Source organism: Herbaspirillum sp. (assembly GCF_017744395.1).
Lineage (GTDB): Bacteria > Pseudomonadota > Gammaproteobacteria > Burkholderiales > Burkholderiaceae_D > Herbaspirillum.
Map to the genome: position 1 here is coordinate 1,051,546 of NZ_JAGIBI010000001.1, position 21,879 is coordinate 1,073,424.

17 protein-coding genes, 1 tRNA gene and 1 pseudogene are annotated in these 21,879 nt (G+C 59.7%); 8 read left to right on the forward strand and 11 right to left on the reverse strand.

Features of this window, described 5'->3' with window-relative positions; translation table 11 throughout:
* Positions 1-122: 122 nt before the first annotated feature.
* Positions 123-1,325 (reverse strand): HPP family protein, encoded by a 1,203-nt coding sequence (locus J7548_RS04785; RefSeq protein WP_290971065.1) that lies wholly within the window; start codon positions 1,323-1,325, stop codon positions 123-125.
* Positions 1,326-1,472: 147 nt separating this feature from the next.
* On the opposite strand from J7548_RS04785, the gene J7548_RS04790 reads away from it, so the two are divergent.
* Together J7548_RS04790 and J7548_RS04795 are read left to right on the forward strand one after the other, a co-directional pair.
* Positions 1,473-1,898, forward strand: a complete 426-nt coding sequence (locus J7548_RS04790) for a MarR family transcriptional regulator (RefSeq protein ID WP_290971068.1) — start codon at positions 1,473-1,475, stop codon at positions 1,896-1,898.
* A gap of 89 nt (positions 1,899-1,987) precedes the next feature.
* On the forward strand, positions 1,988-3,019 hold the full coding sequence (locus J7548_RS04795) for a LacI family DNA-binding transcriptional regulator (RefSeq protein WP_290971071.1): 1,032 nt from the start codon (positions 1,988-1,990) through the stop codon (positions 3,017-3,019).
* 89 nt (positions 3,020-3,108) lie between these two features.
* Here J7548_RS04795 and J7548_RS04800 read toward each other — a convergent pair whose 3' ends face one another.
* Positions 3,109-4,842, reverse strand: a complete 1,734-nt coding sequence (locus tag J7548_RS04800; RefSeq protein ID WP_290971075.1) for a GGDEF domain-containing protein — start codon at positions 4,840-4,842, stop codon at positions 3,109-3,111.
* A gap of 320 nt (positions 4,843-5,162) precedes the next feature.
* Positions 5,163-5,252 (reverse strand) — tRNA-Ser (locus J7548_RS04805).
* 292 nt (positions 5,253-5,544) lie between these two features.
* On the opposite strand from J7548_RS04805, the gene J7548_RS04810 reads away from it, so the two are divergent.
* Positions 5,545-7,425, forward strand: coding sequence for a GGDEF domain-containing protein (locus tag J7548_RS04810; RefSeq protein WP_290971078.1), 1,881 nt, complete (start codon positions 5,545-5,547; stop codon positions 7,423-7,425).
* A 123-nt stretch (positions 7,426-7,548) separates the two neighbouring features.
* Here the strand turns inward: J7548_RS04810 and serS are convergent, their stop codons facing one another.
* Positions 7,549-8,850: a serine--tRNA ligase gene (gene serS, locus J7548_RS04815; protein WP_290971081.1), complete on the reverse strand. Its 1,302-nt coding sequence runs from the start codon at positions 8,848-8,850 to the stop codon at positions 7,549-7,551.
* Positions 8,851-9,038: 188 nt separating this feature from the next.
* Between serS and J7548_RS04820 the strand changes: the two genes are divergently transcribed.
* Together J7548_RS04820 and J7548_RS04825 are read left to right on the forward strand one after the other, a co-directional pair.
* Positions 9,039-9,656: an anaphase-promoting protein gene (locus J7548_RS04820; protein WP_290971084.1), complete on the forward strand. Its 618-nt coding sequence runs from the start codon at positions 9,039-9,041 to the stop codon at positions 9,654-9,656.
* 115 nt (positions 9,657-9,771) lie between these two features.
* Entirely contained in the window at positions 9,772-10,170 is a 399-nt protein-coding gene (locus J7548_RS04825) for a VOC family protein (RefSeq protein WP_290971087.1), read from the forward strand.
* Positions 10,171-10,200: 30 nt separating this feature from the next.
* On the opposite strand, the pseudogene J7548_RS04830 reads toward J7548_RS04825, so the two are convergent.
* Positions 10,201-10,395: pseudogene (locus tag J7548_RS04830) on the reverse strand (recombination factor protein RarA); the annotation flags it as partial.
* A 258-nt stretch (positions 10,396-10,653) separates the two neighbouring features.
* Between J7548_RS04830 and J7548_RS04835 the strand changes: the two are divergent.
* Entirely contained in the window at positions 10,654-13,080 is a 2,427-nt protein-coding gene (locus J7548_RS04835) for an AAA family ATPase (RefSeq protein WP_290971090.1), read from the forward strand.
* A 45-nt stretch (positions 13,081-13,125) separates the two neighbouring features.
* Here J7548_RS04835 and J7548_RS04840 read toward each other — a convergent pair whose 3' ends face one another.
* The 4 genes from J7548_RS04840 to J7548_RS04855 all read right to left on the reverse strand — a co-directional run bounded on the left by J7548_RS04840 (position 13,126) and on the right by J7548_RS04855 (position 17,505).
* Positions 13,126-14,274: an HNH endonuclease gene (locus tag J7548_RS04840; RefSeq protein ID WP_290971093.1), complete on the reverse strand. Its 1,149-nt coding sequence runs from the start codon at positions 14,272-14,274 to the stop codon at positions 13,126-13,128.
* Positions 14,275-14,300: 26 nt separating this feature from the next.
* Entirely contained in the window at positions 14,301-15,050 is a 750-nt protein-coding gene (locus J7548_RS04845) for a hypothetical protein (RefSeq protein WP_290971096.1), read from the reverse strand.
* 17 nt (positions 15,051-15,067) lie between these two features.
* The gene (locus J7548_RS04850; protein ID WP_290971099.1) at positions 15,068-15,661 is read right to left on the reverse strand and encodes a hypothetical protein; all 594 of its coding nucleotides are present in this window, start codon (positions 15,659-15,661) and stop codon (positions 15,068-15,070) included.
* 539 nt (positions 15,662-16,200) lie between these two features.
* Positions 16,201-17,505 (reverse strand): replication-associated recombination protein A, encoded by a 1,305-nt coding sequence (locus J7548_RS04855; RefSeq protein WP_290971102.1) that lies wholly within the window; start codon positions 17,503-17,505, stop codon positions 16,201-16,203.
* A 237-nt stretch (positions 17,506-17,742) separates the two neighbouring features.
* On the opposite strand from J7548_RS04855, the gene J7548_RS04860 reads away from it, so the two are divergent.
* Together J7548_RS04860 and fdxA are read left to right on the forward strand one after the other, a co-directional pair.
* Positions 17,743-18,087 carry a GFA family protein gene (locus tag J7548_RS04860; protein WP_290971104.1) on the forward strand — a complete coding sequence of 115 codons (345 nt, stop codon included), beginning with the start codon at positions 17,743-17,745 and terminating at the stop codon, positions 18,085-18,087.
* Positions 18,088-18,163: 76 nt separating this feature from the next.
* Positions 18,164-18,505: a ferredoxin FdxA gene (fdxA, locus tag J7548_RS04865; RefSeq protein WP_290971108.1), complete on the forward strand. Its 342-nt coding sequence runs from the start codon at positions 18,164-18,166 to the stop codon at positions 18,503-18,505.
* 77 nt (positions 18,506-18,582) lie between these two features.
* Here the strand turns inward: fdxA and lolA are convergent, their stop codons facing one another.
* Complete coding sequence (gene lolA, locus J7548_RS04870) at positions 18,583-19,302, reverse strand: outer membrane lipoprotein chaperone LolA (RefSeq protein WP_290971110.1); 720 nt, start codon at positions 19,300-19,302, stop codon at positions 18,583-18,585.
* A 54-nt stretch (positions 19,303-19,356) separates the two neighbouring features.
* A complete protein-coding gene (locus J7548_RS04875) occupies positions 19,357-21,687 on the reverse strand; it encodes a DNA translocase FtsK (protein WP_290971113.1) in 2,331 nt (776 codons plus the stop codon).
* Positions 21,688-21,879: the final 192 nt, after the last annotated feature.

Here is a 21,879-nt window from a genome sequence, read left to right on the forward strand (position 1 = left end):
CTCGTCCTCATCTCAGCTCCTTTACCCCCGTTCCGCTCCCGTTCCCCTCTGAAAATATCGCGCCGGCAACAGCACGCCGCAGAAAATACCTGCGGGCAGAATCGCCCTCCCCGACCGCCCTGTCAAGCTGCGCCGCGCAAGCCGCCGGCGGGCGCGCCACGCGCGGCCGCCAGGTTCTTCTCATACAGCGCGGCGATCATGTCCGACTGGGTCAGCATGCCGGCCAGCTTGCCCTCGGCATCGAGCACGGGGATCTGGTGCAGCCCCTCCGCCATGCGCGGCACCAGCTCCAGCAGCGGCGTGTCGACGCCGGCGGAAATGACGGGCGCGCTCATGATCTGGCCGACCACCTCGGGCTTGTCCGAATGCATGAACGGCACCCGGTGCAGCAGCTTGCGCAATTGCCCGGCCAGGCCGGTATGCACTTCCGCGCCGGCATGCTCGAGAAAATCGCTGCGGCTGACGATGCCGATCACATGGCGCGCCCGGCTCACCACCGGCAAGGCGCGCAGGCGATGCCGCTGCAACAGCCCCCAGGCCTCGTCCAGGCTGGTGGCGAATTCCACCGCCACCACATCGCGCGACATCACCGTCTCGCAGCGCGTTTCGCCGAAACGGCGGTGGTAGGCGCGCATTTCGGTCTGGAGAAAAATTTCTTCCAGGTCGTCGCGGCCGATGTCGATCACCTGGTTATAGCTTTTCAACACCTCGTCCAGGTCTTCATGCGAAAAACCCAGCCGCGTGATCGGCAATTCGTCCCTGGTCTGGTGCGGATGCGGCGCAGCGCTCTGCTGGGCATGCGGATAGCGACGCCCGCTGGCGTTATTGAAAAACAAGGCCGCCAGCAACAGCAACACCGAGTTGAGGCCGACCGGCGACAGCACGAACCGATAGCCCATCTCATGCACGACCGGCCCGCCCAGCACCGCGGTCAAGGCCACCGCGCCGCTGGGCGGATGCAGGCAGCGCAGGAAAAACATCGCGCCGATCGCCAGCGAAATGGCCAGCGCCGCCGCCAATGCCGGCTCCTCGACCAGCCTGGCGCAGGTAATGCCGATCAGCGCGGCGCTGAGGTTGCCGCCGATGATGGACCACGGCTGCGCCAGCGGGCTGGACGGCACCGCGAACAGCAGCACCGCCGAAGCTCCCATGGGAGCGATCAGCCAAATCGTCTTGGCTTCATGCGGCAGGATGGCATAGCTGACCAGCCCTACCAGCAGGATGCCGAACAGGCTTCCGGCGCAGGAGCGCATGCGCTCGAAGCGGTCGACGTTGTTTTTTGGAGGGATGAAACTTTTAAACCACTGCGAGATAGAATCGGGCATATCTGTTTTTGACGTCTTTTTATTACATTGGGCCGCCACGCCGGCAAAGCGTGCGGCCAAACCGTAATTACATCATAAGATGATATTCATGTCCGATTCCACCCACTGCGCAGCAGACTGCATGCCCAGCCGTCATGGGCGCGGCCGATGAAAAACGCATCCCGCCTGCAAAAGGAAGACTTCGAAGCGCTCTCCGACTTCCGCTACCAGTTGCGCCGCTTCCTGCGCTTTTCCGAAGACGCCGCCCAAAGCGAAGGCCTGACGCCGCTGCAATACCTGCTGCTGCTGCACATCAAGGGCTTTCCCGGCCGCGAATGGGCCAGCATCAGCGAACTGGCGGAGCGGCTGCAGGCCCAGCACCACGGGGTTGTCGCGCTGGTGACCCGCTGCGTGAAAGCCGGCCTGGTCACGCGCACGCCCGACGACCGCGACAAGCGCCTGGTGCAGGTGCGCCTGACCGACCTGGGCGAGCAATACCTGCACCGGCTGGCACAGCTGCACCGCAATGAACTGCAATCCCTGTCGGGCGTATTCCAGGTGTCGCACATCTCGGCCTTCAACGACCGCGACTGAAACCGGCGGCAACCTGCGGTTTTCCGCAACTGCCACCGGCAAGCCGTACTGGTATGCTTGGCGTCCGGGCCAGCCATCGAATCCAGCCAATGAAAAGAAAACCGAATACCGAGACCGCAGCCGCCGCTCCGGCGCGCGCCGTCACCAAGGAAGACGTCGCCCGCGCCGCCGGCGTGTCGCACATCACGGTGTCGCGCGTGATCAATACGCCGGAAAAGGTATCCCCGGAAACCCGCGCCAGGGTGGAATCCTTCATCGCCAGCATGGGCTACATCCCCAACATGCTGGCCGGCGGCCTGGCCTCGCGCCGCACCCGCATCGTCGCCGCCATCGTCCCCACCATCAGCCATTCGATCTTCGCCGAAACCGTGCGCGGGCTGTCGGAGAAGCTCAGCGAACAGGGCTACCAGTTGCTGCTGGGCCAAACCAATTATTCCGAAATGGAGGAAACGGCGCTGGTGGAAGCCTTCATCGGCCGCCGCGTCGACGGCCTGGTGCTGACCGGCGTGCAGCATACGGCGCGCACGCGCCAGCGCCTGAAGGCGGCCGGCATTCCGGTCGTGGAAACCTGGGACCTGACCGACACCCCCATCGACATGCTGGTCGGCTTCGACAACCACGCCGCCGGGCGCGCCATGGGCGACTACCTCATCGGCAAGGGATACCGCCGCCTGGCCTTCATCGGCGGCGAAGATCCGCGCGGCATCGCGCGCTTCACCGGGATGCGCGACGCCGTGCTGGCGCATGGCGCGCGGGAGCCGGTACACATCAAGATCCCGCTGGGCTCCTTCCTCCGCTCGGGGCGCGACGCGATCGGCTCGCTGCTGCGGGACCACCCCGAGGTCGACGCCGTCTTCTTCAGCAACGACGTCATTGCCGCCGGCGCCGCGCTGGAATGCATCCGGCGCGAGATCCGGGTGCCCGAGCAGATCGCGCTGGCCGGCTTCGCCAACCTCGAGCTGGCCCCCGAAGTCACGCCGGCGCTGACCACGGTGCAGATCAGCGGCCACCAGATCGGGCTGAACACGGCGGAAATGCTGCTGGCGCGCTTCAACGGCCAGCATGTGGCGCAACCGGTATGCGACCTGGGCTACTCGATCATCGAACGCGAAAGCACCTGAGTCCGCCGCACTCCCCAAACGAAAACGGCCGGTGTCTTCAACACCGGCCGTTTTCGTTCATGCCGCTAGCCCGCATCCGCATCCCGGATTCACCGTTCCGCGCTCACCTCGACCCGGTTGCGGCCATGCTCCTTGGCCGCATACAGCGCGGTATCGGCCAGCTTGATCAGTTGCTCCAGGTTATGCCCGTCGCGCAATACTGCCACGCCAAAACTGGCGCTGACCCTGATGCGCCGGCCGTCATCGGCGTCGAACTCCTTCTGCTCCAATGCCATGCGCAGCTTCTGCGCCACCGCTTCGGCCTTGCCGAGGTCGGACTCTTGCAGCAGCACGATGAACTCTTCGCCGCCATAGCGCCCCAGCACATCCTCCTTGCGCAGCAATTGCGATGCGGTCTGGGCTACGCCGCGCAGGATGGCGTCGCCGGACAAATGGCCGTAGCTGTCGTTGATGCGCTTGAAATGATCGATGTCGAACAGCACCACCGACAGGTCGCGCCGATAGCGCTGGGCCGCGCTCACCTGCTGCTCGGCATGGGCGAAAAAGGCGCGCCGGTTCAAGATGCCGGTCAGGAAGTCGGTATTGGAAGATGTCTGCAATTGGCCGATCAGGGCCTCGCGTTCGCGCGCCAGGCTGTTGCGCTCGAGAATCCGCGCCTTGAGCACGCACAAGGCCCGCATCATGCCGCCGACCTCGTCGTCGTACCTGGCAGCGGGAATCTCCCTGTCGAGCTTGCCGTCTGCCAGCCCCACCACCAGGTCGGTGGCATTGACCAGCGGACGCACCACACGTTTGCGGATCATGTACATCAGCAATTGGAAGAACAGGCAGGCGACGATGGTCAGGCCGATGACCAGGACCAGGACATTGCGCGCCTGCTGGTTGCGGCGCTCGACGCGCTCCATCAGGTCGTCGAGGATAATGTCGCGCAAATCGAGGATAACCTTCATCCGCGGCACGTAGCGCGCCCGCAGCTCGGCCGGCGTCATGCCGTAATCGCCGGACTTCAGGCCGGTCTGCAGCAGATAGTCGATGAACTCGAAACCGTCTTCGAAATATTGCTTGTCCAGTTCGGCCAGACCCTGCGCGAACTCCGGCTGCGACACATAAGAAGCAAGCTGACCCTTCAACAGCGAACGCAACAGTTCAATACGGCCGTAGAGTTTGCCGATTTCGATGACTTCATTCTGGTCGAGCCTGCGGTGCATGATCAATGGCGCCGTGAAACGCGAGCCGACCTGCCCGGCATATTCGCGCAAGCTGGCCGCGGCCCGCGCTCCGGACAGGCCCTCGCGCAAATCCGGATCGGCCAGGTCAATGGAAGCCATCAGCTCGCCCGTCACCCGCACCAGCATCGGAATCACATCGATCATGCCGTCGACTGCGGAAACGATATAGAGATGGTTGCGCTGGTCCTGAGCCTGCCAGCCGATGCGGTCAACCGCCGCGCGGGCGGGCCCCATGGCCTGCTGCACGATCCGGATCCGCTCGAGAATGCCGGCATTGCGCTGCGACGGGTCTTTTTCCACCTCGGCGTACAGATCGGCCAACGCCGCGTCACTGACGGCCCTGGCCTCTTGCAGGTGCTGGTAAAAGGCGTCGCGCTCGTCGTCCCGCGCGCCCATGAAAGCATTGGCCGGCCCGCGCTCGATGGACACCAGTTCCATTGCGACCAACCCCTGGCGAAATGTCTTCAGGGCCGGAACGGTGCTGGTGCTGCTCCGGTAGATGTTCCACTCAATCCATACCAGCGATACCGCCAATGCCAGGAACAGCATCAGCAATGCGCTGGAAATCAGCCGGAACAGTCGATTCAGGGACATTTCTTTGGGCCGCCTCTAATGCTTGCTATTTTCAGGAATACGACAAGGCCGATCCAACCGACAAATGAACAGATGATCGCAAGGGGGATGCCAATAAAAACCGCGCATGAAGTTCCAATGCATGGAACCCGATTTGAGACGTCTCCAGGCCGGAGATGATTCTGTGACAGCCTGCACCGCCGCCCCTTCCCCTCATAGAGCCGCGATACCGACGCATTTGATGCCTTCGCGCCGGCCATCCATGAAGAAACCGGCGAACATAAAAATAAAGCCCTGAGGATATCAGGGCCTTACTTTTGCTTTCTAACCTACAAGCCAACTGGCGGAGAGGGTGGGATTCGAACCCACGGTACGCTCACACGTACGCCTGATTTCGAGTCAGGTACATTCGACCACTCTGCCACCTCTCCGGTCAACTTCGGTCGATTTGCTGCGTGGAGCAGCAAAGTCCGAAACTATAGCAGAAGTTTTTTAATAAAGGAACATCCTTCCGAAATTATTTCCTTTTTTCCTGAATCATCAGTTTGGGGCTGCCTGCTCCCGGCATGCAGGACCGGGAAGCGCCACAAAAACCGGTATCTGTTTGTTTCATGCAAAAACGTCCATCTTGCGCCGCCATATCATCGTCTTGTCATAAATCGCTTCTAGCATCCGTAAATTATTTTCCGTTCTTGGCAACAATTTCATACCTGGACCTGCCAAATGGCGCCCCTTTCCAATGCCCCGCTCCTGTTCGACGCAGAAGCTGCCGACCTGATCGCCCGCGCCGCCGGCGGCGCGCCGCCAGACGCCGACGGCCAGATGTTGTCGCTGCTGCATGAAATCATCGCCCAGCGCAAACTGACGGCCTTGTTCCAGCCTATCGTGCGCATGCGCAACGGCGAGATCCTCGGCTACGAAGGCCTCATCCGGGGGCCCTCCAATACCCCGCTGCATTCCCCGCTGGCCCTGTTCAAGGTGGCGCGCGCGCACAACCTTTCGGTGCAGATGGAATACCTGTGCCGGCACATCGTGCTGGCCCGCTTCGCGCAATCCGGCCTGCCCGGCAACCTGTTCCTCAACGTCACGCCGGGGGCGCTGATGCAGCCCGAGGCGATCCAGGGCGAAACCCTGCGCTACCTGGAGAACCTGGGCGTCAACCCGCAGCGCATCATCATCGAACTGACCGAGAACGAGCCGACCTACGACTACGCCCTGCTGCGCAATGCCGCCATGCATTACCGCGACATGGGCTTCCAGATCGCCATCGACGACCTCGGCGAAGGCTTCTCCAGCCTGCGCCTGTGGTCCGAGCTGCAGCCGGAATACGTCAAGATCGACATGCACTTCGTGCAGGGCATCAACCATGACCCGATGAAGCTGCAGTTCGTGCGCTCGATCCAGGAGATCGCCGAGAAATCCGGCTCCATCGTGATCGCCGAAGGCATCGAGTCGCAGGCCGAACTGCTGGCCATCCGCGACCTCGGGATCGCCTGCGGCCAGGGCTACCATATCGCCCGGCCGATGGCCGAACCGCCGGTACGGATCTCGGAAGATGTCACCAAGACCCTGCGCCGCGACAAGGTGCCGCTGGCCGCCAACAAGTACGGCCCCGGCAAGCGCAACGCCACCGTCTTCAAGCTGCTGCGCGAAACGCAGTACGTGGCGCCGGAAGTCACCAACGACCATGTCTACGACATGTTCGTCAACGATCCGCAGTTGCAGGCGCTGCCGGTGGTCAGCAACGGCTTGCCGATCGGCCTGATCAACCGCTACAGCATGGTCGAGCGCTTCGCCCGCCTGTACGGGCGCGAGCTCTATGGCAAGAAGTCCTGCGCCTTCTTCATGGATCCCAATCCCATCCTGACCGAACAGGACACCAGCCTGCAGGACCTCTCCAACCTGCTGGTGCAGGCCGAGTCGCACCACCTCTCCAACGGTTTCATCATCACCGACCGCGGCCAGTACGTGGGCCTGGGCACCGGCCACGACCTGCTGCGCGAAATCACCCAGATGCAGATCGATGCCGCGCGCCACGCCAACCCGCTGACCCAGCTGCCGGGCAACGTACCGATCAACGACCACATCGAATACCTGCTGCAAAGCGGGGTCGAGTTCTGCATCTGCTATTGCGACCTGGACCACTTCAAGCCCTTCAACGACGTCTACGGCTATCGCAAGGGCGACGACATGATCCAGCTCACCGGCCGCATCCTGCAGCAAGGCTGCGACCCGCAGCACGACTTCATCGGCCATATCGGCGGCGACGATTTCCTGATCATGTTCCAGAGCGAGGACTGGGAAAAGCGCTGCCGCACCATGCTGGACAACTTCACCGCCGAATCGGCGGCCTTCTATTACGACGAAGACCGCGAACGCGGCGGCTATTTCAGCGAAGACCGCCAGGGCAACCGCGTCCAGCATCCGCTGGTCAGCATTTCCCTGGGGGCGGTGAAGATCGAGCCATCGCAATATTCCTCCCCGCACCAGATCGCCTCGGCGGCGACCAAGGCCAAGAAGCAGGCCAAGAAGACGCCGGGCAACAGCCTGTTCATCGAACGCCGCGTGCCGACGGCGTTCTCCTGGGCACTCAAGGACGGCTGACAGTTGCGACGCTTGTAAAAACGTTTTCACCCATGCCGCGCCTGCCATGGCGGCCATGCCAAAACAAAAACGGCCGACCCATCGCGGGCCGGCCGTTTCTCATTGGAGCCTTGCGCTTGCCGCTCAGGCGCCAGGAACCAGCTTGGTGATGCCGCCCATGTAAGGCTGCAGCACTTCGGGGATATCCACGCTGCCGTCGGCCTGCTGGTAGTTCTCCAGCACCGCCACCAGGGTGCGGCCGACCGCCAGGCCGGAACCGTTCAGGGTGTGCAGCAGCTCGGGCTTGCCCTGGGCATTGCGGAAGCGCGCCTGCATGCGGCGCGCCTGGAAGGCTTCGCAGTTCGACACCGACGAGATCTCGCGGTAGGTGTTCTGCGCCGGCAGCCAGACTTCGATGTCATAGGTCTTGGCCGCGCCGAAGCCCATGTCGCCGGTGCACAGCGTGATCACGCGGTACGGCAGGCCGAGCTTCTTGAGGATGGCTTCGGCGTGGCCGAGCATCTCTTCCAGTGCCTCGTACGACTTCTCCGGATGCACGACCTGCACCATTTCCACCTTGTCGAACTGGTGCTGGCGGATCATGCCGCGGGTGTCGCGGCCGTAGGAGCCGGCTTCCGAGCGGAAGCATGGCGAATGCGCGGTGAACTTCAGCGGCAGCGCGTCGCCGGCGACGATCTCGTCGCGCACGAAGTTGGTCAGCGGCACTTCAGCGGTCGGGATCAGGTACAGCGCGGCGTTCTCGGCCTCGCCTTCCTGGCCGCCCTTCTTGGCGGCGAACAGGTCGGCCTCGAACTTGGGCAACTGGCCGGTGCCGCGCAGCGAATCGGCGTTGACGATATAGGGCGTATAGCACTCGGTATAGCCGTGCTCGCCGGTATGGGTGTTCAGCATGAACTGCGCCAGCGCGCGGTGCAGGCGGGCGATGCCGCCCTTCATCACCGAGAAGCGCGAACCGGTCAGCTTGGTGGCGGTATCGAAATCCAGGCCTAGCGGGGCGCCGACGTCGACGTGGTCCTTGACCTCGAAATCGAAGGCGCGCGGGGCACCGACCTTGCGCACTTCCACGTTGCCGGATTCGTCGTTGCCCACCGGCACCGACTCGTGCGGCAGGTTGGGCACGGCCTGCAGGAAGGCGTTCATCTGCTGCTGCACTTCTTCCAGGCGCGCCGCCGATGCCTTCAGCTCATCGCCGATGCCGTTGACTTCCGCCATCACCGCCGAGGCGTCTTCGCCCTTGCCCTTCAACATGCCGATCTGCTTGGACAGGCTGTTGCGCTTGCCCTGCAGTTCTTCGGTGCGGGTCTGGATCTGCTTGCGCTCAGCCTCCAGCGCGTTGAAGCCGGCGACATCGAGGACGAACTTGCGGGCGGCCAGGCGCGCCGCCACGTTGTCGATGTCTTTGCGGAGAAGTTGGATGTCGATCATGGGAACAAATAAACGGAGAAAGGTTGATACTCAAAAGTGGGATTGTACCAAGCCGGACGGCCTTACCGGGACTTGCGGGGCGTTTCCGGCAATAAATACGCATGTTCCACATGGCGCGCGGCGGCCGGGACGGGTTACCATTCGGCCCACTTCCCGCATATTCCCAGCCACTTTTGCCGATGCCGCCCATGCCCGACGCCGACGACGCCCCGAAAACCACGCCCCTGCCGCTGTCCCTGCTCGGCCTGGTGGCCGCCTTCGCCCTGGCCCTGTGGGCCGGCATCCATTACATGACGCATGACGCCAGCCTGTTCTATGGCCTGGTGGCCGGCCTGTCGTTCGGCGCCGCCTTCGCTTTCGGCCAGCAGATCAAGAACCGCTTCGTGCCGCCGAAACAGCGCAAGACCGACTGGAAGGTGCAGGCGCCGGGCGCGGCCGAACTGAGCCCGGCCAAACAGGCCGCCCGCCAGGCGCGCAAGATCGCCGTGGAATTCGACGACGAGGAAATCCGCACCACCGTCAACGGCCTCAAGCGCGAAGGCGTGGCCTGGAACGCGGTCAACCGGGTCGATATCGTCATCAGCGATGAATTCCTGCCGCTGCCGCAATGGATGATCGGCGGCGACGGCGCGCAAGGCGCCAAAGGCATCATCGTCCCCAACGACGCCGACGGGCTGGATGCCTTGATGGACGCCATGAAGGAGCGCCTGCCCGGCTACGACAACGACGCCACCTACCAGGCCGTCATTTCTGCCATGGCGGCGATGGAAGGCCATTTCCCGGTTTGGCAGCGCAACCCGGCTTGAATCCTCGATACTGAACAGAAATGGGGTTCAATTGAATCGAACCGGCGATGAGCTGGTGAACGCGAAGCATTGGGATTAGCATTGGCCATCACCCAGCACGGAGCGAAACCGATCCATGATGACTCCCAGACCTTTCCTGATGTTCCAGGGCGGCGTTGCCCAGGCGGCGATGGAGTTGTACGTCGCCACCTTCCCCGACTCCCGCATCGTGCGCGCCGAGCGTTACGTCGAAGGCGAATCCGGGCCGGCCGGCGCCATCAAGGTGGCGACCTTTAGCCTTTGCGGCCGCGAATTCATGTGTTCCGACAGCCCGATCCCGCACCATTTCACGTTCACGCCATCGAGTTCGACTTTCGTGGAATGCGACTCCGCGGAAGAGCTGGAGCGAGTGTTCGGCGTTCTCGCCGAAGGCGGGAAAGTCCATATGCCGCTGGGTGACTATGGCTTCAGCCGGCGCTTCGGTTGGGTCGATGACCGGTTCGGGGTCTCGTGGCAGTTGAATCTTGCGCACTGACGGGACGGGACCTGATCGGGCGCTATCCGCTCAGCTTTCGCCGGCTTCCTCGTCCCACTTCCTCAGCAGCGCCAGTTTCTCGGCGATCTTGATCTCCAGGCCCTGCGGCACCGGCTGGTACCAGCGGGGTTCCCGTATGCCCTCAGGGAGATAGGTTTCGCCGGCCGCATAGGCGTTGGGCTCATCGTGGGCATAACGGTACTCATGCCCATAGCCGAGTTCCTTCACAGGCAACCGCGAGAAAGAGAAACTAGCAAATTCCACCTCTTCCAGGATCCAGAAATAGAAAAGCATCCTACGGGGTGCTTTCTTCTTTGCGCTAGTCAAATTCATATGAATTTAACTGACTTAAGGAGTTGCTACCCGGCCACCATGCCAACCTAGATTTCCTGTATGGCAATGAGACTGGATGGGATAGACTGAGCAACAGTCTGTTGCATGTCCTATCACATATCGGGGGTTATGTATGAGGGGAGCGAACTAATGATCAATCAGATCGACATTGCCAGCTTTGGCAGCTTCAATGGCCTGAACTGGAAGAAGAGCATTCGTGACGGCGGCAACAATGTTCAGGACTTCAAACGCCTGAACATCCTTTATGGGCGCAACTATTCTGGGAAAACTACTCTTTCCCGAATCTTCCGTGCGCTGGAGACGGGGCGCATCCCGCTGAACTACGTGGGATCAACCTTCACCGTTCATGGCGACAAAGGGGATGTGACCCAAGCTGCCATTGCTGGTCATGGCTATGACGTCCGGGTCTACAACCGCGATTTCGTCAGTGAAAATCTCAGCTTCCTGATCAATCAGGCAATTGGTGGGGAAATCAAAACCTTTGCCATCGTCGGGGAGAAGAACAAGGAGATCGAGGATGAAATTGCTGCCACCCAAGCGAAGCTCGGCAGCATTGAATCCAAGGCCGGTCTTCGGCACGATCTAGATACCAAGAAGAAGGAAAGAGATCGGACCAAGAACAATCATAAGAATGCCTTTGATGGTCTAGAGGGCAAGCTTCGCTCTCATGCCAACGACAAGATCAAACAAAATCGCACCTACGGCCCTGCGGTGTACAACATAGAAAGCATCAAGAAGGACATCAACGCAGTTAAGAAAGCGGGCTTCACGCCCTTGACGACTGAAGAACAAGCGACCAAGGTCAACCTCCTGAAGCAAGAGGCGCTTCCTGACATCACCGATACCGTCTCGATCAGCCTGAAGATTGATTCGATCAAGACGACGGCCCAGGAACTTCTTTCCAGATCAATCAAGCCGACACAGGCTATTCAAGAGCTATTGAACGAGACTGCCCTTCAAGCGTGGGTGAAGCAAGGCATTCCACTGCACAAGGACAAACGCGATACATGCGCCTTCTGCCGTCAGAATCTGCCCCATGACATATGGCAGGTTCTGGACTCTCACTTCAGCAAAGAGTCTTCAGATCTGGAGTCATCCATCGATTCATGTCTGACATCGGTCAACAGCGAAATTCAGGCCATTGCTGGCTTCCTGACTTTGACCGGCGATAAGTTCTATGCCGAAGAAAAAGTCTCATTTGAAGCGAACAAGAAGTCTCTTGCCGACTGCCTGAAGGTCTACAAACAGGACTTGGAGGCACTGAAGACTGCACTGGATTCAAGGAAGAGATCTCTATTTCAGCCCGTTGCAATGCCGGCCCCCAAGCACGATGCAGCGGCAATACAGAAGTGCGCGGACGACATCAACGATCTGATCACCAAGAGCAATGGCCGCACCAGCTCATTGGAGAAGGACAAGGACTCCGCACGTGAAGCACTGCGACTCACCGATGTGGCCTCCTTCATCGGTGACATCACCTACGATACCGAATTGACCCGCATAGCTGGCCTTAAGACGGACGCCGACACTGCCAACACGACCTATACCGACGCCGAAGCCGAGATCGTCAAGCTGGAAGCTGATGTCACCCGCCTGCAAGGCCAACAGAAGGATGAACGCAAAGGCGCGGAGCGAGTCAATTCCTTGCTCAACCACTTCTTCGGTCACGATGGCATCAAGCTTGAAGCCAAGGACAACGCGGAGAAAAGCGCCGTCAAGTTTGAAATCACGCGGGATGGCAAATCGGCCTACAACTTGAGTGAAGGCGAATGCAGCCTTATTGCCTTCTGCTACTTCATAGCCAAGCTTGAAGAGCCTGACAGCAAGGGCAAGGATCTGATCATCTACATCGACGATCCAATCTCCAGCCTGGATGGAAACCACATCTTCTTCATGTTCAGCCTGATCGAGAGCCTGATCGCCAAGCCGTTCAAAAACCTGGATGGCTCCAACGGCTATCGCTACAGTCAACTTTTCATCTCCACCCACAACCTGGACTTCTTGAAGTATCTGAAGCGGTTGTCCATCCCCAAGAAGAAGGTGCCAGCCGGGGAAGGCAAGACCAAGAGCGTGGATGACAACGAGCACTTCATGGTGGAGCGGAACGGCCCCACAAGCAACATCATGCTAATGCCGTCCTACCTGAAGGACTACATCACTGAGTTCAACTACCTCTTCCACCAGATCTACAAGTGCAGGAACCAGGACGCCGCGCAGGGCGCACATGAGCCGTTCTATGGCTTCGGGAACAACCTTCGCAAGTTCCTAGAAGCCTTCTTGTTCTTCAAGTTCCCGTACCACGACGACAAGAACGATGCCTTTGAACGGATCAAGAAGTTCTTTGGCGATGAAGATGCAACGGCAATCGCACTGGTGAACCGGCTCAACAATGAATTTTCTCACCTTGAGTCAATCCCAGATCGCGGATTCAAGCCTGTAGAAATTCCAGAGATCGCCAAGGTGGCGAACTTCGTCTTGGACAAGATCTATGCGTCAGACCCTCATCAATACAACGCCTTGTTAAAGAGCATTGGAGAGCCCGCGAGGACACAATAGAAAAAGGGGCGCAAAGCCCCTTTCTTCATTTGGCACCCCTGTTGTTCACGAGCGGCCACTTCGGCGGCCATTTCGAACCAGATGCTCTAGAAACGGAGAAATTTTCTCCATCATGAACCCGGTGAACTCAGCCGCCTTCTCCTTGGGAATGACCTCGTTTTCTTTTATGCCAAGCTGCTTGGCAGCATGGTCAAAGCCTTCTTTAACGGATCGCTCCAAGGATCGGCTAGTGCTTCGATTCAGAATGATCGGAAGTGCATAATCCGCTGCTGCCTTGTGCTTTTCCTGATCAAACCCTTCTCCATTCATCAGCGATGAAAACTCGTCTTCGCTGATCTGTGAGTTCACCTTGACGGTAACCCGCTCACCGTCTACCGGATCGATGGTGTAGATCTCATTTCTGAATGGGCCAGCATACCGCTCACTCAAGAGAACAACGATCCTGAAGAGCCCGAAGTATTCAATGTAAGACCAAAGCCGCTTCCTCTTCGGGTCACCATGCAAGGACACGCAATGAAAGATTCGGTCCTTGGGTCTGACTTCAACAAGATCGGAAAGATATGCGAAGCCAAACGGAATGGCTTCAGCTTCAGGATTCAGCAGGTATTCAAGAGCCTTCTCGCACTGGGCATGCGGCACACCACATTCCGATGCAAATGCAAAGGCGGTCTTGACTAGAGATCGCCCAGCATTGGGGCCACCCAAGGAAAGGCTGACATGAAGCGGCGATTCCAGGTAGTTGGTTGTTACCTCCAACTCGCTGAGAGCCTTTTCAACATCAAACTTCGGATACTTTCTGGCGATACCTTTCAACCGCTGCTTGGCTTCTTCAATGGTCTTGGCCGTCAGGTTGATCTTGATCTTCCCACCAAGATCTTCTTCTGAATAAGACGATTTCTCTGGCGTGAAGGACCCATCATTGAGCAGCCAATACTTATCACCCTCGATTGTCTGCACAATCTGCTTAGGAGACTCACCCCGTTCTCTGCTGATTCCGACAGCCAAAGAGAACCAGTTCAGTTGCTTCGCAAGATCGGCGTCCCAGTCCTCGCCCAACTTGTTGTTGCAATCGTTGCAGATGAACCCCGTGGTCTTCTTTCTGCCACCAATCGCATTGGGGATGATGTGCTCTTTTGTCTTGTTCTTGGCCGACAACGTATCAGGGCACAGCGCACATTTTCTAGAAGCAGTCATCTTCCTCTCGCTGGGTCAGATTGACGTCACATGAAGTTGAGCATGAGACGACCAATGGAGTTGGTCAGGTCACGAGCAAAAAGAGCAAGCCACCTTTGAGAGTCGCCACCGAAGTGCGACTCACTGAAACCGTTCCTTGAGTTCGCAATCGCCTTGGTCAAGGTCGGCATGGCATTGACGATCTCAACAGGAAACGGCCCTTGGGCTTGAAGCTTCTTGCTGATGTCGTCCTTCACCACTTTGCACAGCGGCATGAGGTCTGTCAGCCCAGCCTGGTCGGGAACATGCTTGCGGACATATGCCTTGTAGAGCCCTTCAAGGCACGTGTAGCTCAGTGTCGTTGCCCGGTTGTAGTGGTGGGCATCGATGGCTTGGTCAATGTCCTTGAGGCTCTTGTTCAACTTCTCCGAGTTCCAAAGATCAACAGGAACGACCGTGACAGGTACGGCCCGCCCACCGCCAAACACGAGGGCGCGAATAGCATCCACCTCATCCTTGGCATGGGGCTCAAGTTCATCGATGAACAGTCTGAACAACTGGAACCGCTGTTGCTCAGGCAGGGCAAGAATCGTGTCCCAGTAGAAGGATTTGCGAGAAGTGCTTTTGCCTTGCTGATTCCGCAGCGGTATCAACTGCTCATAGCTGGGCGAGCCAGGATCAACCTGCTGCACCATGCGCAAGAAGCTCGGTCCACTGTAGTAAGTAGGTGTCCCGTTCCTGTCTAACAGAACGAAGAGCCGGTTGTAAGCGGCTATCCAATTCACGGTTGAATTCATACTTCCCCAGATCCTGATTAGGTTGAGCAGCGAGTATTTTCAGACTTCAAGATGCCGTGATAAAGCAGGAAGTCCCACTGGAGGTAGATGAACTCAGTCCCGTTCGGAAGGGTCTTGATGCCGAATTTATCTTGGTGGTAGCTGTTCTTGAAAATCCCCTTGTTATCCATGTCTTGTGCAACCGCGAACAGAGCCTCAGTCTCGATGACGGCGCACGAGAGCAGGTTGCCACCAGCTTGATCAAGGTAGGCTTGCACCGTGAAGTGCGGGAACAGATGCCCCTTGTCCTTGTTCTGGATGGAGGTCAACCGCTTGGCAAACTCTGTTGGCTGACCTGAAGGCAGCCGGTAGCGAATGCTGAAGGTGTCATACCTGCCACCCCACTGAACACGACTGGCAAGGCCACGCATCATTGGGATGCCTCTATCAACCTGCCATGCATCGATGCCAGCGAGTAGGTCAAGATCGTCCTTGAAGTCGGCTGTCGCCACCGCTTCAACTGGTCGCAGCATCCCACCGCCAACCAAGGGGAACTGGCTTACGACAGGCCATACAACGTTTTGAAAGTCGGCGGCACTCTGGGACAAGACCTGAAGCAACGGGTTGTTCATCGCACGTTCTTTTTCTATTTGAAGTCCGAGAAGTCCAAGCTGACTATGACCTTCTCCAGACCGACCTTCTTTTGCTTCAGAAAGTCCATGAACTCCCAGGTGAATTCATAGCTCTTGGCCTTGAGGACAGTGGCAATGCGCCAGGTAGCACTTTCACTATGCTCATCTGGCTCTTGGAACCAACACAAGTCAGCCCCCATCAACAGCCGTAGTTCGCCGTCCATGTCTGGGAAGCTACAGACTCGCGTCAAGTAGTCGGCATTGATGAATTTGCTTGTCTCATGCCACTCCCCACGATCAAGAAGGAAGGCATAGAACTGCCGTGAAATCCTCGGAAGCCCTTTCAGCTTCTTAATGAATTTCTTGAAGTCTTTTTCAACATCCTCTTCGCTGACATCGTACGATGTTCAGGATATCTTTGACAAAATCCTCAAGGTAGCGATTCAGATCAAAGAGCTGAAGCCCTGCCCGGCTCTTGACCTGTTGGGAAACCGCCGTCAGTTCATCGATGATCTGACCAATGAAATAGCCTCTTGTAATCATTCTTTTCCAGCTTCCTCATCCCATTTTTTTAACATGGCGAGCTTCTCGCCTATCTTGATCTCCAAGCCCCTTGGCACTGGCTGATACCAGCTAGGTTCTGCAATGCCTTCAGGCAGGTAGGTTTCACCAGCAGCGTAAGCATTGGGTTCGTCATGGGCATATCGGTATTCATGCCCGTAGCCGAGTTCCTTCATGAGCTTGGTTGGAGCATTGCGGAGATGGACAGGAACCTCACGGCTCTTGTCCTCCTTCACGAAGGCGCGAGCAGAGTTGTAGGCGTTGTAACCCGCATTGCTCTTGGCGGCGACAGCCAGATAGATCACCGCCTGGCCAAGTGCCAGTTCACCTTCAGGACTGCCGAGCCGTTCAAAGGTCAGAGCCGCGTCATTGGCGATCTGCATGGCCCTGGGGTCGGCAAGACCGATGTCCTCCCAAGCCATGCGAACAATGCGCCGTGCCAGATACCGGGGATCGGCACCGCCGTCCAACATGCGGGTCAACCAGTAGAGGGCCGCATCGGGATGCGAGCCACGAACCGACTTGTGCAAGGCTGAAATCTGGTCATAGAAGTTGTCTCCTCCCTTGTCAAAACGCCTGCTGTTCAAGGTCAGGGCGTTCTGCACAAAGTCAGCATCGATGCGAGGGACGCCAGCAGCGCCGGCAGCCGTTTGACACTGCTCCAGCAGGTTCAGGAACCGTCGTGCATCACCGTCTGCATAGCCAATGATGGTGTCCCGCGCCAGGTCATCAAACTCCAGCCCGCCGAGCGCCTTCTCTTGGGCCCGTTGCAGCAATTGCTTCAGTTCTTCGTCCGTCAGCGACTTCAGCACATAGACCTGGGCCCGCGACAGCAACGCCGAATTCACTTCGAAGGACGGGTTCTCGGTGGTGGCGCCGATGAACGTGACCAGGCCGCTTTCCGCGTAGGGAAGCAACGCATCCTGCTGGGACTTGTTGAACCTGTGGATTTCGTCGACAAACAGGATGGTGTGCTTGCCCATGGACAGGTTCTGCTGCGCCTGCTCCATCGCGGCCCGGATATCCTTGACGCCGGAGAACACCGCCGACAAAGCGATGAACTCGCACTTGAAGGCCGACGCCGTCAGCCGCGCCAAAGTGGTCTTGCCAACGCCGGGCGGCCCCCAGAAGATCATCGAATGCGGCTTGCCCGACTGGAAGGCCAGCCGCAACGGCTTGCCCTCGCCCAGCAAGTGCGACTGCCCGATGACCTCGTCCAGGGTCTTGGGGCGCAGGGCTTCGGCCAGCGGCGCGGCTGGCTCCTGTGCGAACAGGTCAGACATGGCTAGCTCCCGGCAAGGCCGCATGCCGCGGGCACATCATGTCGTCGAAGGATTGCGGCCGCATGCGCTCGGCCAGGGGTATCAGGTTCATCTTGGAATCAGTCGGTGCCGGTGGCAGATGCGCCTGCCGCCAAAGGCAGTAGTCTAACGCACAGCAGGGCTTGCACGGGATGCGGCATGCACTACACTGTCGCAGCGACCTGCTGCTACTTTTACCGGCCATATGAGGAGACGACCATGCAATATCAAGGCAGTTGCCACTGCGGCGACATCAGTTTCACCGCGGAAGGCGAAATCGGGCAAGTGATGGAATGCAATTGCAGCTACTGCAGCCGCAAGGGCCACCTGATGTGGTTCGTCCCGCAGGACAAGCTCAACTATACGGTCAAGGGCACAATGTCGACTTACCGTTTCAACAAGCACGTCATCGACCACCAGTTCTGCGCGCGCTGCGGCATCGGCGTCTTCGGCATGGCTACCGGCCCCGACGGCAAGCCGATGGCCGCGATCAATGCGCGTTGCCTGGAAGGCGTCGATCTCGATGCATTCAAACGCGTCCATTACGACGGCCGCAGCGTCTGAGTCCCGGCAGCGGTTAAAATACCGGCTCGCCGCGCGGCCTGCCCGTGCCAATTGCCCCTATTCGCTCCAGCATCCCATGCCATTTGTCGTCACAGATTCCTGTATCCAGTGCAAATACACCGACTGCGTCAGCGTCTGTCCGATGGATTGTTTCGTCGAGGGGCCGAACTTCCTGGCCATCGATCCTGATGGTTGCATCGACTGCTCGATGTGCGTGCCGGAATGCCCGGTCGATGCCATCTACAACGCCACCGACCTGCCGGCGGCGCTGGCGCATTTCGAAGACCTCAATGCCAGGCTGGCCAAGCATCCCGGCTGGAAACCGATCACCAAGGCGCAGCCGCCGATGGCCGACCATGCGCAGTGGAAGGATGTGAAGGACAAGCTGCCGATGCTGAAAATGAGCGCCGGCGAATAAATTCCGGCCCGGCCGGAAACGACAAAGCCCCGCAAGTGCAAACTTGCGGGGCTTTGTCATTGGCGCTCAGCGAGGGCTCAATTGTTGAATACGTCCGCGCCCTTGGGAACCGTGAAGCTGAAGCTGTTGCTCTTCAACTGGGGGTTCTTCTCGAAGCTGTCGAAGCTCAGCACCGAGACCTGGCCGAAGGAGTCATGCAGCTCCATCGCCACCGGCATGCCGTTCTTCAAACCGATGCCGATACGGTCGAACGTCGTGTCGCGGCTCTTGGGCACCGCTTCCAGCCATTCCACGCCCTCCTTGACGCCCGATTCCTTGAGGGTGAAATTCTTTTCCAGGTCGTTGCTGCCGAACAGGATCGCCGCCGGCGAAGAGCCCAGCGCATTGCCCAGCTTCTTGGTGGTGACCTGGTTCAGGTCCTTGTCATAGATGAACAGCTTTTCGCCGTCGGCCTGGATCACCTGCTCATACGGCTTCTGGTAGGTCCAGATGAATTTGCCGGGACGCGAGAACACGAAAATGCCGCTGGACGTATTCACCACTTTGGCCGTGCCATTGTCGTTGCGCACCAGGCGCTGGGTGAAATTACCCTTGGCCGACTGGGTGCCGGCGACGAATTGCTTGAACTGTTCCAGCGCCGCCGCCGAGGCGCGGCTTGGTGTCAGTGCGGTGAAGACGATGGTGCCGGCCACCGCCAGCGGCGCCGTGATGAAGATGCGGCGCAGGTTGAGGGCGCGCGATTTTGCCTGGCCGCGGCGTTCGATGCCGCCAAACAGGGGATGCCTGGGTTGATTCATGTCGTTTCCGTTTTTACAGTTGGGCAACAGGGCCGAGTCCGTCTTTGCCCTGTTTTATTCGGCATCGCCGCCGGCCGGCACCAGGATTTCGCGGTTGCCGTTCGACTGCATCGTCGACACCACGCCGCTCTGCTCCATCTGCTCCAGCAGGCGCGCGGCGCGGTTGTACCCGATGCGCAGGTGGCGCTGCACCAGGGAGATCGAGGCGCGGCGATTCTTCAGCACCACGGCCACCGCCTGGTCGTACAGTTCGTCGCTCTCGCCGCCACCGGCGCCCGCTCCTGCGCCGCTGCCGCCCTCGGCGTCTTCCAGCACGCCGCCTTCTAGGATGCCTTCGATGTAATTCGGTTCCCCCTGGGACTTGAGGTGTTCCACCACGCGATGGACTTCATCGTCGGAGACGAACGCCCCGTGCACGCGCACCGGCAAACCGGTGCCGGGCGGCATGTACAGCATGTCGCCCATGCCCAGCAGGGTCTCCGCGCCCATCTGGTCGAGGATGGTGCGCGAGTCGATCTTGGACGACACCTGGAAGGCGATGCGGGTCGGCACGTTGGCCTTGATCAGGCCGGTGATCACGTCCACCGACGGGCGCTGGGTGGCGAGGATCAGGTGGATGCCGGCCGCGCGCGCCTTCTGCGCGATACGGGCGATCAGTTCTTCCACCTTCTTGCCCACCACCATCATCAGGTCGGCCAGTTCGTCGATGATGATGACGATGGTTTCCAGCTGCTCCAGCGGTTCCGGCGCGTCCGGCGTCAGGCTGAACGGATTGGGGATCTTCTCGCCGCGCTTGTCGGCGTCGATGATCTTCTGGTTGTAGCCGGCCAGGTTGCGCACGCCCAGCTTGGACATCTTCTTGTAGCGGCGCTCCATCTCTTCCACCGCCCAGTTCAGCGCGTGGCCGGCCTGGCGCATGTCGGTCACCACCGGCGCCAGCAGGTGCGGAATGCCTTCGTAGATCGACAGTTCCAGCATCTTCGGATCGATCAGGATCAGGCGCACCTGCTTGGGCGTGGACTTGTACAGCAGCGACAGGATGGTGGCGTTGATGCCCACCGACTTGCCCGAACCGGTGGTGCCGGCCACCAGCAGGTGCGGCATCTTGGCGAGGTCGGCCACCACCGGGTTGCCGGCGATGTCCTTGCCCAGCGCCACGGTCAGGCTGGAATGGCTGTCGTTGTAGACCTTGGAGCCGAGGATTTCGGTCAGGCGCACGATCTGGCGCTTGGGATTGGGCAGCTCCAGGCCCATGAAATTCTTGCCCTGGATGACTTCCACCACGCGAATCGAGGTCAACGACAGCGAACGCGCCAGGTCGCGCGCCAGGTTGACGATCTGGCTGCCCTTGACGCCGGTGGCCGGTTCGATCTCGTAACGGGTGATCACGGGGCCGGGATAGGCGGCCACCACCTTGACCTCGACGCCGAAGTCGGACAGCTTCTTCTCGATCAGGCGGCTGGTGAATTCCAGCGTCTCGACCGACACCGTCTGCTGCGCCGGCGGCGCTTCATCCAGCAGCGACAGCGGCGGCAGGTCGGTATTGCTGTCGTCGAACAGGCTGGTCTGCTTTTCCTTCTGCACGCGGTCGGATTTCTGGACTTCGACGATCTGCGGTTCGATACGGATCGGCGGCGCCTCGACGATCTTGGCGCGCTCCTGCACCACCACTTCCTCGCGCTTGACCGCGGCTTCGGCGCCGGCCTTGCGGTCGGCGCGCGCGGCGAAGAAATTGCGCACCCACAGCAAGCCGTCCTCGATGGCGCCGCCGATGCGCTCCACCGCCGCCAGCCACGACACATGGAAGAACAGGGAGAAGCCCAGTCCAAACAGCAACAGCAGCAGCAAGGTAGCGCCGGTGAAGCCGAAGGTAGGCTGCACCGCCGTGCCGATCATCTCGCCCAGCACGCCGCCGGAAGAATGCGGCAGCTTGGGCGCCAGGCGGTGCATGCGGGTGAATTCAATGCCGAGACTGCCGGTCAGCATAAAGACGAAGCCGACGGCGCGGATCAAGGGTTCCTGCCGGTGTTCCGGCTCGGTTTCCTTTTCCATCAGGAAGCGGGTGGACAGGCGGCGGTAGCCATTCCAGACCGAGCGCCCCAGCAGCACGCACCACCACCAGGCCGACATGCCGAAGATGTACAGCATCAGGTCCGCCATCCAGGCGCCGACGCGGCCGCCCCAGTTGGCGACGCGCGGCACCGAACTGGCCACCGACCAGCCCGGGTCGGTCTTGGAATAAGTCAGCAGGATCAAGACCAGGTAGACCAGCAGCGCGGTCAGCGCCAGCCAGCGCGCTTCGGAAATCAGCCGCACCAGGCGGCCGGGCATCGGCGGGGCCGGCGCTTTGGTGTTGCGGATATGGGCTTGACTCGTCTTCGACATAACTTCCGTGCAAAAAAAGCGTAATCGCCATTGTATAACGGCATTGGATTTGGCTTGCCCGGGATTTCCGGCGCGACATCATTGCCAGCTCGACAATTCCAGGCGCGGCATGCAGCCCATGCGGCCTATCGGATGGATAGCGTAATTCCATCAATTGGACAGTAGCCTTCGTCTATAATCTTACCCGTTTTG